This is a genomic window from Pedobacter heparinus (genome assembly GCF_032678725.1).
GTDB lineage: Bacteria > Bacteroidota > Bacteroidia > Sphingobacteriales > Sphingobacteriaceae > Pedobacter > Pedobacter heparinus_A.
In genome coordinates this window covers 37,725-50,914 of record NZ_JAVTSC010000015.1, presented here as the reverse complement: position 1 = coordinate 50,914, position 13,190 = coordinate 37,725, and the positions used below count along the sequence as shown (strand labels likewise).

General features: G+C 41.8%; 14 protein-coding genes. 2 read left to right on the top strand and 12 right to left on the bottom strand.

Going from position 1 to position 13,190, the window contains the following annotated elements; all coding sequences use genetic code 11:
• Nucleotides 1-9: 9 nt before the first annotated feature.
• On the bottom strand, nt 10-675 hold the full coding sequence (locus tag R2Q85_RS20115) for a porin family protein (protein WP_316813590.1): 666 nt from the start codon (nt 673-675) through the stop codon (nt 10-12).
• A gap of 40 nt (nt 676-715) precedes the next feature.
• On the opposite strand from R2Q85_RS20115, the gene gldB reads away from it, so the two are divergent.
• Complete coding sequence (gene gldB, locus R2Q85_RS20110; RefSeq protein WP_316813589.1) at nt 716-1,744, top strand: gliding motility lipoprotein GldB; 1,029 nt, start codon at nt 716-718, stop codon at nt 1,742-1,744.
• Here gldB and R2Q85_RS20105 read toward each other — a convergent pair.
• From R2Q85_RS20105 to R2Q85_RS20075, 7 genes are read right to left on the bottom strand one after another with little or no spacing between them, the layout of a single operon-like run.
• Entirely contained in the window at nt 1,737-2,459 is a 723-nt protein-coding gene (locus R2Q85_RS20105) for a 2-phosphosulfolactate phosphatase (protein ID WP_316813588.1), read from the bottom strand. The genes gldB and R2Q85_RS20105 overlap by 8 nt on opposite strands.
• A 33-nt stretch (nt 2,460-2,492) precedes the next feature.
• A complete protein-coding gene (gene gcvT / locus R2Q85_RS20100; protein WP_316813587.1) occupies nt 2,493-3,572 on the bottom strand; it encodes a glycine cleavage system aminomethyltransferase GcvT in 1,080 nt (359 codons plus the stop codon).
• Nucleotides 3,573-3,613: 41 nt separating this feature from the next.
• Nucleotides 3,614-4,816, bottom strand: coding sequence for a glycosyltransferase family 4 protein (locus R2Q85_RS20095; protein WP_316813586.1), 1,203 nt, complete (start codon nt 4,814-4,816; stop codon nt 3,614-3,616).
• Between the two features lie 18 nt (nt 4,817-4,834).
• Nucleotides 4,835-5,446, bottom strand: a complete 612-nt coding sequence (locus R2Q85_RS20090) for a ribonuclease HII (protein ID WP_316813585.1) — start codon at nt 5,444-5,446, stop codon at nt 4,835-4,837.
• Nucleotides 5,447-5,476: 30 nt separating this feature from the next.
• Complete coding sequence (locus R2Q85_RS20085) at nt 5,477-6,568, bottom strand: ABC transporter permease (RefSeq protein ID WP_316813584.1); 1,092 nt, start codon at nt 6,566-6,568, stop codon at nt 5,477-5,479.
• Nucleotides 6,568-7,704, bottom strand: a complete 1,137-nt coding sequence (locus R2Q85_RS20080; protein ID WP_316813583.1) for a glycosyltransferase family 2 protein — start codon at nt 7,702-7,704, stop codon at nt 6,568-6,570. The genes R2Q85_RS20085 and R2Q85_RS20080 overlap by 1 nt, the downstream gene beginning before the upstream one ends.
• The gene (locus R2Q85_RS20075) at nt 7,682-8,659 is read right to left on the bottom strand and encodes a hypothetical protein (RefSeq protein ID WP_316813582.1); all 978 of its coding nucleotides are present in this window, start codon (nt 8,657-8,659) and stop codon (nt 7,682-7,684) included. Before R2Q85_RS20075 ends, R2Q85_RS20080 begins: the two co-directional genes overlap by 23 nt.
• A 42-nt stretch (nt 8,660-8,701) precedes the next feature.
• Between R2Q85_RS20075 and ruvC the strand changes: the two genes are divergently transcribed.
• Nucleotides 8,702-9,265 carry a crossover junction endodeoxyribonuclease RuvC gene (gene ruvC / locus R2Q85_RS20070; protein ID WP_316813581.1) on the top strand — a complete coding sequence of 188 codons (564 nt, stop codon included), beginning with the start codon at nt 8,702-8,704 and terminating at the stop codon, nt 9,263-9,265.
• Between the two features lie 10 nt (nt 9,266-9,275).
• Here the strand turns inward: ruvC and R2Q85_RS20065 are convergent, their stop codons facing one another.
• The 4 genes from R2Q85_RS20065 to atpA form a co-directional block, all read right to left on the bottom strand.
• Nucleotides 9,276-10,118 (bottom strand): DUF4349 domain-containing protein, encoded by an 843-nt coding sequence (locus tag R2Q85_RS20065; protein ID WP_316813580.1) that lies wholly within the window; start codon nt 10,116-10,118, stop codon nt 9,276-9,278.
• A gap of 140 nt (nt 10,119-10,258) precedes the next feature.
• The gene (locus R2Q85_RS20060) at nt 10,259-10,474 is read right to left on the bottom strand and encodes a hypothetical protein (RefSeq protein ID WP_316813579.1); all 216 of its coding nucleotides are present in this window, start codon (nt 10,472-10,474) and stop codon (nt 10,259-10,261) included.
• Nucleotides 10,475-10,633: 159 nt separating this feature from the next.
• Nucleotides 10,634-11,515 carry an ATP synthase F1 subunit gamma gene (atpG, locus tag R2Q85_RS20055; protein WP_316813578.1) on the bottom strand — a complete coding sequence of 294 codons (882 nt, stop codon included), beginning with the start codon at nt 11,513-11,515 and terminating at the stop codon, nt 10,634-10,636.
• Nucleotides 11,516-11,594: 79 nt separating this feature from the next.
• Complete coding sequence (gene atpA, locus R2Q85_RS20050) at nt 11,595-13,169, bottom strand: F0F1 ATP synthase subunit alpha (RefSeq protein WP_316813577.1); 1,575 nt, start codon at nt 13,167-13,169, stop codon at nt 11,595-11,597.
• Between the last annotated feature and the right edge of the window lie 21 nt (nt 13,170-13,190).

Here is a 13,190-nt window from a genome sequence, read left to right as displayed (position 1 = left end):
TAGGATTGATTAAAAGAACACCGCTAAATTAAGGCCAACATAATGGCTACGCACGGAGGTGTTATTATCGCTGGTGATGTCGGTAAAACCATTGTTATAGGTTAATCCGGCAACAATACTGGCATTGCCTGAAATATCGAACTCTCCGCCTGCACCAATAATTAAACCGGCCCTGTAAAACTTAACATTGGCCGGCCCGTCCTTGATTTCGGGTTGGCCGGATGTTTTAATATCCAGTTTGGAACCGACTTTAAAATCATTGGAAAGCCCGAACTGCCCATACCAGCGGGTTTCATTCTGCTTTTGGGTTTTAAGCTTTACAGTTAGCGGAACCTCAATATACTGGAGTTTGTACTTATATTCATTTTCGCCCTGGCTGGGTGTGCTTGCCCCCGGCGGGGTAACCGTAAAAGCTTCTGTACTTTTTCCATTGATGGTGGTAATGGTTAGCCCGGTTGAAAAGCTATAGTTCTCTGCAAAATTAAAATCGCCCAGCAGCCCGTAAGAAAAGCCTAAGGAGATGCTGTTACTTTTACCTACTTCAGGTTTTACCCATCCGAATGTTGGATGGGCGGTTAAACCCAGCCTGAAACTGTAATCTGGTATCCTGATGTTCTGTGCAAAAAGGTTACCGGTCAACAACAATAGCAATAAGCCTGGAAATAGTCTTTTCATATGAATATATTTTCTATTACTTAATATATATTTGTGATTAATGATATATAACGTAAAAATCAGTCAAAGCTATTTATTTTTTCTGTTTATAATAACTTTTCTTTCGTGTAAGCAAAGTACCAAACCCGACGTGAGTGCCCTGCACCTGGAGGTAAAAATTGAGCGCTTTGACCAGGATTTATATGCCGGAAAAACGAAAGACCTTAAACAGACCGACACGCTGCTGCAAAAAAAATATGGCGCATTTTACGATGACTATGTGCACCGGATGGTGGGCAACTTTAATTACAGCAATGAGGCAATCCTCTCTACTTTGTATAAAGATCGGGCTTATCACGATCTGAATAAAGAAAAAGACAGTGTTTTTAGCAGCCTGGCCAGTACAGAAAAAGAACTGGGCCAGACTTTTAAATACATTAAACACCATTATCCCAAAGCACAAGTTCCCAGGTTCATTTCCTTTATTTCAGGCTTTGCCGTTCAAACCCCTATTGGGGATGATTATATGGGTATTGGCCTGGACATGTTTTTAGGAAAGGGCAGCAAGTTTTACAGGGCTATTGTAGAAAGCGTGCCGCTGTATTTGTCCAGGCGCTTTACACCTCAGTACATTGTACCCCGCGTTACTGAAACTTATGCCAGGGAAGAGCTTTTCCGGGAACAGGATGCTGACCGTTCCTTACTGGCCAAAATGATCTACAATGGAAAGATCCTGTACTTTATGGACCAGGTTTTAGCAGATGAAGTGCCCGATTCTGTTAAGATCGGCTATACGGCAAGGCAGCTGGACTGGTGTAAAACGTTTGAGGGCGAGATATGGGGTTATTATCTCCAGAATGATTTATTATTTGAAACGGATTATCAGAAAATACAGGTGTTTTTAAGTGAGGGGCCGTTTACGCCTGGTTTAGGAGAAAAAAACGAGTCTGCCCCGAAACTGGGGATATGGATTGGCTGGCAGATTGTTAGAAAGTACATGAAGGAGAACCCTGCTGTTACTTTACAACAGCTGATGGCTGAAAAAGATGCACAGCAGCTATTGCAGGCGGCTAAATACAAGCCTAAATAGCCTTTAAAGCTACCAGTGCATCGCCAACCAATATAGGTATGGCCTCGCAAATGTTAAGTTGCAGGCAAAATTGAACGTCTTCTTCTATGTTCAGTTCGGCCAGCCGGTGGCTGTGTGATGATTTATGCAGGTAGTTTCTGAGGTCGTCTTTAGCCAGCAGGTAGAGGTCTTCGGCAGCAATGCAGGAATCATCAAAATGCGTAAAGTCCTTTCGCAGTTCATTCACTACTGCACCGGCAAAAAGGGTATCTTCCAGGTTAAACTTATCTTTCCATCCTGCACAAAGCAACAGCACATCCCTTTCCTGGGTTTTGAGCCAGTTACATATAGCCTTTAAATTGAGAAAAGACCCGATCACTACCTGGTATGCCTGGGCCTGCGCCATGTGCAATGCTTTGGTCCCATTGGTGGTGGTGAGCACCACTGTTTTGTCTTTTACCTTCTCGCCCACATAAGAAAATGGAGAGTTGCCAAAGTCATAACCTGCTACAACTTCTCCATTTCTTTCTGCTGCCAGTAAATATCCTTTATCTGCGTAGTTTAAACAATCTTCAACATGGGCTACCGGAATAATGGCTTTGGCACCATTGTCTATTCCATATACGATGGACGAGGTTGCTCTTAAAATATCAATGACCACAACAACACTTTCTTTGATGTCGTACAGGTTCAGTAATGCGGGAGTTAAACAAACTTCTATGCTTTTTTTATGCATATACGTAAAATGGGGATTAGGGCAGGTAAATATCTATTTATAAAAAGGGAACTTTACGATTTTAGCGCGTATTTTCTGGTTACGGATGTGGATAAAGATCTCGGTTCCTTCCTTCGCAAATGCTTTATCTATATAGCCCATTCCAATAGCTTTTTGTAAGGAGGGCGACTGGGTACCTGAAGTGACCTTACCGATCACCTTACCTTCTGCATCAACAATTTCGTAGTCATGACGCGGGATGCCCCTGTCGATCATTTCAAAGCCGATCAGCTTTCTGGAAACGCCTGCTTCTTTTTGTGCAAGGAGTGCCGCTGAATTGGTAAATACCTTAGAAAATTTGGTGATCCAGCCCAGTCCGGCTTCAATTGGCGAGGTCTGGTCATCAATATCATTGCCGTACAGGCAGAAGCCCATTTCAAGCCTCAGGGTATCTCTGGCTCCTAAGCCGATGGGCTTAATACCAAATGGCTGGCCTGCTTCAAAAATTGCGTTCCAGATGACCTCAGCATGCGCATTATCGAAGTAAACTTCAAATCCACCGGCACCGGTATACCCGGTTGCAGAGATCACTACATTGTCTATTCCGGCAAACCTGCCTTTTACAAAATTGTAGTATTCCATAGCAGCGAGGTCTACGTCCGTTAAACTTTGTAAGGCTTCGGCAGCTTTTGGCCCCTGTATGGCCAATAAAGACGTTTTGTCGGATATATTGTGCATTTCTACACCTTTGTTATTGAATTTTTGTATCCAGTTCCAGTCCTTTTCTATGTTTGAAGCATTCACCACAAGCATATAGGTAAGTGCATCGATGCGGTAAACCAGCAGGTCATCTACGATGCCACCATTTTCATTTGGCAAACAGGAGTACTGTACTTTACCGTCATATAGTTTGGAGGCATCATTACTGGTTACCCTTTGGATCAGGTCTAAAGCATTTTCACCTTTTAGGATGAATTCACCCATATGGCTCACATCAAAAACGCCTACACTGTTGCGCACTGTGGCGTGCTCTGCATTAATGCCCTCGTATTGTACGGGCATGTTGTACCCGGCAAATGGCACCATCTTGGCGCCTAATGAAATGTGTTTATCGGTTAGTGCGGTATTCTTCATACAGTTTAATATAACTAAAAGCGTGGCAAAGGTATATAAATTTAGGCACTAATTAATTTCTGATAGATGGCCAGCATCCGTTTGGAAATGGCATTGATATCATGGTCTCTTTCTACTGTCTTTCTTGCATTATCGCCAATTTCCCGCCATTTTTTTGGATTGGTTATGCATTGTAAAATAGACCTGTAAAATTCATCGGCAGTATTGGCAATGAGGATATCTTTACCATGCTCATAACCGATGCCTTCGGCTGCCATACTTGTTGCAATGATACATTTCCGCATGGCCATCCCTTCTATGATCTTAACCCGCATTCCACTGCTTGATAGTAGGGGGACAATCATAATGGCCTTGGAGTTCATAAACTCTATGGCATCAAATATCTCTCCTTCTACAACCAGGTTTTCTGAATCGTATTCAAAAAACTGGCGCTGCATGCTCTTTCCGGCAATGTAAAAACGCAGCTCGCTGTTTAGTTTTTCAATATCCGGCCAGATTTCATCCAGAAACCATTCGAGTCCTTCTTTATTAGGCCTCCAATCCATTGCGCCCAGGTGAAACAAGGTGGGGAAGCTGGTCTTTGTCTGGTCAATGGTGTATTTTTCAAAATCAAGTGCCACCGGAAAAACATCCAGCGGGGCCTCGCAGCCGAATCTTAATATATTCTGGCGGTCGGGTTCACTGATGGCAAATACCTGGTGAAAGCGATTGATCTGTTCTGTTTCGTAGTGCTTTAAACGCCGCGCTAAAAACTGCAGATACCTTCTCCGGGGGGTAAACTGTTCTCTCATCGCGATGCGTTCCCAGACATCAAATTCTATGTTGTGTGCCCTGTAAATTACCCTTGCATTGCTGTTCGCCTTTACGACGTCAAGATAAGGCACCACAAATAAGCCTTCAAACTGGATAATGTCAAATTCGTTTTCTTTTAAAATATCTTCCAGTAAACGGGCCGCATCTTCATCATAAAACCGGGATACATTATAGGATTGATTGGAAAAGATATTGAGCAGTGCGCCCCATACATTTACTTCTGTATCGAGGCTGACGGAGTGGAATTTGATCTTTTCAAACACCGGATCGTAGATATCATCCACATCAATTCTGTGTTTGTTGGTGTTGATGCTGAACAAAGTAATCTCTACCCCAAGCTCTAGCAGCCCTTTAATGGTATTGTAAACCACTATAGGATAACCACTATTGGGTGGAAAGGGAACTCTGTTTGTAAGAATCAGTGTTTTCAAATTATGTGAAAATACTAATTATCCGGCGATTTCGGAAAACAGGTTGAGTTGGGGTGGGCTAATGGTAAAAGTTTTACGATGATATGGCGATAAACCATGCGCCAGTGCGGCAGAGCGGTGCACTACTGTGGGATAGCCTTTATTTTGCTGCCACTGGTAATGCGGATATTCCGCTGCGATGCATTCCATAAACTCATCTCTGTGGGTTTTTGCCAATATGGATGCTGCAGCGATATTCAGGTATTTGCCATCGCCTTTAACAATGCAGGAATGCGGGATGTCCGGATATTTTTTAAACCGGTTGCCATCAATACTTAAATATTGAGGTTTGACAATCAGTTTCTCTATAGCCCTGTGCATGGCCAGGAAAGAGGCGTTTAATATATTGATCTGGTCGATCTCTATATTGTCTACCGCTGCAACAGCCCATGCAATGGCCTCTTTTTCTATGATGATCCTGAGTTTTTTCCGTTGCTGGTGATTGAGCTGTTTAGAATCGTTCAGTTCTCCGGCAATAAAATCAGGCGGCAAAATCACTGCAGCAGCAAATACGGGCCCCGCAAGGCAGCCTCTTCCCGCTTCATCACATCCGGCTTCTAAAAATTCCTGCTGATAACAATTCAATAGCATATCCCCAAAGTTAATAAATTCAGGAATGAACTACACAGATATATTTTGTGATTTAACATCAAAGGCATCCCGCAGCCCGATGGCCAGCAGGTTAAATGCATATACCGTAAGCATGATGGCCAGGCCGGGCAGGATGGCCAGATAGGCTGCATCCATGATAATGTACCCATAGTGTTCCTTGATCATTCCGCCCCAGCTGGGCATAGGCGGCTGGGCACCAAAGCCTAAAAAGCTCAGTCCTGTTTCCAGTAAAATGGCAGAAGCAAAATTTGCCGAAGCGACAACCAGGATCGGCCCGGCAATGTTGGGCAGGATATGCTTTACAATGGTTCTCGAAGTAGAAAATCCAAGCGCTTTAGCTGCTTCGACAAATTCGACCTCTTTTAAGGCCATCACCTGCCCGCGCACCAAACGGGACACATCAACCCATGTTGACAAGCCTACAGCGATAAAGATCTGCCAGAAACCTTTTCCAAGCGCAAAAGAAATGGCAATGACCAGCAAAAGAGAAGGCAATGACCAGATCACATTCATAAACCAGCTGATGGCGGCATCTGTTTTTCCGCCAAAATATCCGGCCAGGGCCCCCAGGCTTACGCCGATAAAAAGGGAGATGAGGACAGCCATCAGGCCTACCGATAAGGATACACGGATGCCGATGATGAGGCGGCTTAATAAGTCACGGCCGTAAATATCTGTCCCCAGCCAGAAGGTTTGGGTATAGAACTGCCCCTGGCCAATTAAAGGATACACAGATTCTTCTGCCTGTTCATCATCTCCAATATACTCTCTTACATAAACATTTTTCCCTGCAATTCTGCTCGATGTTATCGGGAGGCTTTTAAAATCTGCTTCCTGACCATACAACATCCGTTCGATGAAGTTTACCTGCTTAATGTTTTCCTTTTTGCTGACGATTATAAATTTAAATGTCCTTCCAGGTTTTTTATTACTCAACTGCAGGTGCATGGTATTGGCCATCGGGCTTTGATCAGGAGTGATCAGATAACCCAGAATACCCATAAGCGTTAACAACAAGATAAACAGCAGTCCGCCAAAAGCCATTTTATTCTTTTTAAACCGCTTCCATATTTTTTTTGAAGGACTGTTATTGCTTTCCATTACTTTACCATTCTATCTTTCCAGTTGTATTTGCCGGTATTTCCGGCAACACCTATATACACAATGTACAAGATGTGCAGTATATTCAGTACCGGCAACAAAATCAGCAGGCTCCTTCTCTTGGCAAAACCTGTTACATCGTATAAAAATAGCAATTCCATAGTCATTTTAGCCAGCAGTTGAAACAAGGCCAGCTTAAGGTAAAAGCCATCAAAAATACCTGCTGCAGCATTGACAAGAATACTTAAGTTAAACAGCCAGATACAAACACCCAATACAATAATTGATTTGTTTTTATACCTGGTACTTTTTGATGCCCAGCGTTTACGCTGCTGAATGAACTCGCCTAATGTAGCCTTTGGATGGGTATAGACTATAGCATCCTCATTTTTTAAAAATCCGATGCGGCCATTAAATTTTGCAGCCATCTTATGCAGCAGCAGTTCATCGTCGCCGGACGCAAGATCGTCAATGCCTTGAAACCCCCCCACTTCATAAAAAGCTTCCCGTTCATAGGCCAGGTTAGCCCCATTGCAGGTTGAGGGCTTTTGATTGCCGATAGTTGAAGCCCCCAAGCCGATTAAATATAAAAATTCAAGTGTCTGGGCACGTTCGAAAAAAGTCTTTTCTTCAAAATAAACCACCGGGGAGGAGATCATCTTATATTTCTTTTCCTCGTAAAAGCTGACAATGGTTGTAAGCCAGTCTGGCCCCATTCTGCAATCGGCATCCGTGGTAATGATCAAACTGCCGCTGGCCTGGGCTATTGCCCTTTGTATCGCCTTCTTTTTATAGGAATTGAGTGCCCGGTCTTCATTCAGACGGATGAGCTTTACACCCTTCGCCGAATAGGCGCTGATGATCTCAGCAGTCTGGTCGGTAGAATGGTCATCTATAAATATGATTTCTGTTAGTTCCTTATCATAATTCTGAACAATCAGATCTTCTATTGTTTTGGCAATATTCTGAGCTTCGTTACGAGCGGCAACAAGTATGGATACTTTGGTGCTCAAAGCCGTTGCCTGCGGTTTAAAATTTACCAGCTTATGCCAGCCTTTTAGAAAAGCAATGACCACGATGACGTAGAGAACCGTTAAAAACGACGATATAAAACTAATTGCGCTGAGTATTTCCAAAAAAATTAAGTTTAAACACAAAATAAGAGCCTAATATAGCAGGAATTATAATATTTATCAGCCATATACTCGCAGTACAAGCGATAACAGCTACGTCGTGGCCGGTAACAAAGCTAAAAAAGTAAGAAGCTGTGACACTTCTGACCCCTATATCAAAAAGATCGAGTGATGGAAGTGTAGATTGCACAAAGAAAAGTATACTTACCATCATTAAAACATCCAGGTAATGAATTTCCGGTATCAGCCAGAAAAATAAAATAAAATACTGAGTACTGAATACCGTATACCGGGCCAGACAATAAAATAAGATCATTAACAGTTCCTTTTTGCTATACCTGGCTAAGATGCTATAAAACTTTTTGTACTTACGCGTAAACCGCATGGACAGCAGGATACCATTTAGCCATCTGATGTTAAAATAAAAAATGATGAAAAATGCACAAAACATAGCAGACAAAGTCATCAGCGCATAAAAGAGCCTGTAATCGACAGTTACAAAACGATAAATAAAGATGGTAACTGCTATCGCCCCAAAAACATTGGTAAGCACCATTTGCCCAATGCTTCCTACCGCCATAGCCACAACGCCTATAATTCGTCTTTTAGGCGACAAAAAGAATACCCGACCACCATATTCACCGATCCGGTTTGGCGTAAATACAGCCCAGGTTAACCCGCAAAAAACAGATTCAATTGCCCGCCATATACTGATCTGCTCTACTCTGGCAATGAGTCTTTTCCATTTCAGGGCTTCCAGGCCCCAGTTTACCAGCATCAGTATACAGACTATTGTTAATACGATGATAATTTCCTGCCGGGGCAATTGGGCTAAAAGGTTTTTAAATTCCTTTAAATTCTGATTGGACGACAGTTTTTTATAAATAAACCAAAATGCAAGTATTACAATAGCTGCTTTAAGAAGGTTGGATAGTATTTTTTTATAACCGGATGTCAATTTTTTTAATTTACTCTGTGCAAATATGCTTAATATTGTTTTATGTTGGTGGAAAAAAAGGAAAGGGTGATTATGGGCATCGATCCCGGTACCGCAATCATGGGTTATGGGGTGATACTGGAGCGGGGGAGCAAAATTGAATTGATCACAATGGGTATTGTCCGAATGGACCATTTAGATGACCATTTTTTAAAGTTGCAACGTATTTTTGAGAAAACAGTAAAACTTATCGACGAATATAAACCAGACACCCTGGCATTGGAGGCCCCTTTTTATGGGAAGAACATCCAGGTCATGTTAAAATTAGGTCGTGCGCAAGGCATTGCCATGGCAGCTGCCCTATCCAGAAATATACCGATTAATGAATATGCGCCCCGCAAGATCAAACAATCAATTACCGGAAATGGAAGTGCCGGAAAGGAACAGGTAGCGGGAATGCTGCAAAGGCTACTCAATTTTAAAGAAACTCCTGAATTTTTAGATGCTACCGACGGGTTGGCTGTTGCGGTATGCCACTCTTTTCAAAAAATTGCAGAAGCTGGAAAAGGGAAGAGTTACTCTGGTTGGGAATCTTTTGTAAAGGACAATAAAAAACGTTTGAAATAAAGTGCTCAGGTTAAACCTGAGCACCCTTTTTTTTGTAAGATCTATAGGTAAAATAACCTGCCAGCAGCAAAACGATCAACATCCATAAATTGGCTAAAACCAGGATAAACTCTTTGAAAATTACCCAGCCATTCTGAACATTAAGCACAAATCGTCTTAAAAAACCCGGCTTATAATCATACAGATTATCGTTAGCTACCCTGATGGTCTTAACTGTATTGTCCTGATAAAAATTAAGCGTGATATTGCTGTACTGAACAAGGTTGTCAATCTGCATATTCTGAATCTTTTTATCTACATCATCGTCTTTAACATATAATGAGGTCTCCACATTATTGCTCTTTTTATTTGCGTACTTGTTTAACTGATCTACTGCCTCTATCCGGTTCTGGCTCTTTAATTTATTACTTAGATAAACAAGGCTTTGATCATCCAGCTTCATGGATTGAAAATCAACGAACACAGCCATTTTAGCAACCTTATTGGTAAATTCATCCAGTTTATCCGATGGGATCTTTGCGATGACGGCACCCTCGGTTCTGTAAGCTGTCAGTTCAAGCAAAGAATCTGCTGAATATTTAATTTTTTCTGTTCGCTGGATACTACTTTCGATGGAGAACTCAGCAATATTTCCTCCCTCAGCCTTTATTGCAGCACTCAACTGTACCTTAGTATCCTGCACATCCTTTACCCTAAAACGCATATCTGCAGTTTTAATGATTTTCTCCGTAAGTGAAGTATCTGATTTTTCCAGACTGGCTGCAGTTACATCTGCGCTTTCATTAGACTTATTTGCATTGCTGCAGCCCCAAAAGGCAAGCACCATTACCGGGTAAACGAAATATTGTTTCATAATATTAAAGGTTAGATTTCTCCTTAATACCTCAGGCCTGCTGAAGTAACCTTAAAACCCGGCTGCTCACTAAAATATTACAAAAGAAGCCCTCACCAGTATATACTGATGAGGGCCTGAATCTTAAAAAAATATCCAGCTTATGCAGCCAGTATTTTAAATACGCCTTTACACGCTACTATAGAACCGACAAAAAGGATTACCCATGAAACGATCGACAATGTAGTCGAATCACCTGCGAAACGCAAATAAACACCCAACATACTGATTAGAATTCCTACAACCATCAATTTATAGATGGATACTTCGTTAGCTCTTTTCATGCTTTCTGTATTGTGTTTTGGTGTCTGTTCCATGCTTATTTTATTTATGGCACAAAAATAATATTAATTAACTAAAAACCAGTATAACCGATTACTTTTTTGAACAAGTTATCAGATCCATCCCCTAATTCAGTCTACTACAAAAAAAGCCCCTATCAATGATAGGGGCTTTTAAACATATATATTTTGCTGTTAGCCATTTAGTGCTGCAGCACCACTCACAATTTCTGTAAGTTCTGTAGTAATTGCAGCCTGACGCGCCTGGTTGTAGGAAAGTTTTAAAGCTTTTAACAGATCTCCGGCATTTTCCGTTGCCTTGTCCATCGAAGTCATACGGGCACCATGTTCTGAAGCATGAGAGTCAAGTACGGCTTTATACAACTGGGTCTTAACAGACTTAGGTATCAACTCTGCAACAATCTCTTCCTGGGAAGGTTCAAGAATATAATCAACATTCGATCCTTTTGTTTCCTCAATGCTTTCCGCTTTTGGCAAAGGCAGTAACTGCTCAGTAGTCAATAGCTGAACCGCGGCATTCTTAAACCGGTTATAAACCAGTTCAACCCTATCAAATTCACCCTTTACAAAGCCGGCCATAATGGCATCAGTAATTTTGGTTACATTTTCAAAAGTAAGTGCGGCATATACCTCATTGTTATTTCCAACTACATTATAGTTACGCTTCTCATAAAAATCCTGAGATTTTTTACCAATGGCTACTATGCTTACATTACCATTTTTAAGCTGTTCACTATATTTTTCAGCAATTAAATTATTGGCAGTTTTAATCACGTTCATGTTAAACGCACCAGCAAGACCACGATTAGAAGAAACTACTACAATTAACACCTTACTAGGCTCACGTTCCTGTATAAAGGGCGATGATGATCCTTCCAGGCTCGCAGAAAGATTTCCTAAAATCTCTTTCAGCTTGGTTGCATAGGGACGTAATTGTATAATAGCATTCGTAGCACGTTTCAACTTGGCAGCCGAAACCATTTTCATGGCTTTGGTGATCTGCTGGGTAGACTGCACCGATGCTATACGAATTCTTACTTCTTTTAAATTAGCCATTTATTGTTCGCATTTAGTCGCTGGCACCTTTTCTTTGTAAAACAAATCCAGGTACCAGTTACCAGTTTAATGTTTCTGATTAATATTTACTTGAAAGTTCTTTTGCTACAGTTTCCAGTACACTTGTAATCGAATCATCAAACTTTCCAGCTTTTAATGCTTTCAACGTATCAGGATGACGCAATTCTAATTGTTGTAAATACTCCACTTCAAACTCTCTTACTTTATTTACAGGAACAGAACGCATTAAGTTCTTTGTACCTATGTATATAATTGCAACCTGTTTCTCCACAGTCATCGGAGAAAATTGGCCTTGTTTAAGGATCTCCACGTTACGTGCACCCTTATCCAATACAGATTTAGTAGCCGCATCAAGGTCTGAACCGAATTTAGAGAAGGCCTCTAACTCACGGTATTGAGCCTGGTCCAGTTTCAAAGTACCGGCAACTTTCTTCATCGATTTGATCTGGGCATTACCTCCCACACGTGAAACCGAGATACCTACGTTAATAGCCGGACGGATACCAGCGTTAAACAAGTTAGACTCCAGGAAAATCTGACCATCAGTGATCGAAATTACGTTGGTAGGGATATACGCAGAAACGTCACCAGCCTGAGTTTCAATAATTGGAAGTGCCGTTAATGAACCGCCACCTTTAACAATACCTTTTAACGACTCAGGTAAATCATTCATGGCCTGTGCAATCTCATCGTTTGAGTTGATCTTAGCGGCACGCTCCAACAAACGGCTATGCAGATAAAACACGTCACCCGGATAAGCCTCACGGCCCGGTGGACGACGCAATAACAAAGATACCTCACGGTAAGCAACAGCCTGTTTAGACAAATCATCATAAACAATTAAAGCAGGTCTTCCGGTATCACGGAAGAACTCACCAATAGCTGCACCAGAGAAAGGTGCGTAAAATTGTAATGGAGCTGGCTCAGCAGCAGAAGCTGCAACAACTACAGTGTAAGGCATTGCACCGTTCTCTTCCAACGTACGTACAATGTTTGCTACTGTACTTGCTTTTTGCCCGCAAGCCACATATATACAGAATACAGGGTTACCTGCTTCGTAAAATTCTTTTTGGTTGATGATGGTATCGATACAAACCGCAGTTTTACCAATCTGACGATCGCCAATAACCAGCTCCCGCTGACCACGACCGATTGGAATCATTCCGTCTATTGCTTTGATACCTGTTTGTAAAGGCTCGGTAACCGGCTGACGATAGATTACACCAGGAGCTTTACGCTCGATTGGCATTTCATAAGTTTCACCAATGATTGGTCCTTTACCATCAATTGGCTCACCCATTGTGTTTACAACACGACCCAACATACCTTCACCAACTTTGATAGAGGCGATTTTCTTAGTACGTTTAATTGTATCACCTTCTTTGATCTTGTCAGACGGGCCTAATAATACCACACCAACATTATCTTCTTCAAGGTTCAAAACAATTCCCTGCAAGCCTGTTTCGAATTCAACTAACTCACCTGATTGAACTTTAGTTAAACCATAAACACGGGCAATACCATCGCCCACCTGCAATACGGTACCAACTTCTTCAAGTTCTGCTTCTGATTTGAAGCCCGCCAATTGCTGCCTGATAATTGCCGATACTTCGTCTGGTCTTACCTCTACCATAATTTTATATTATTTCTTTTG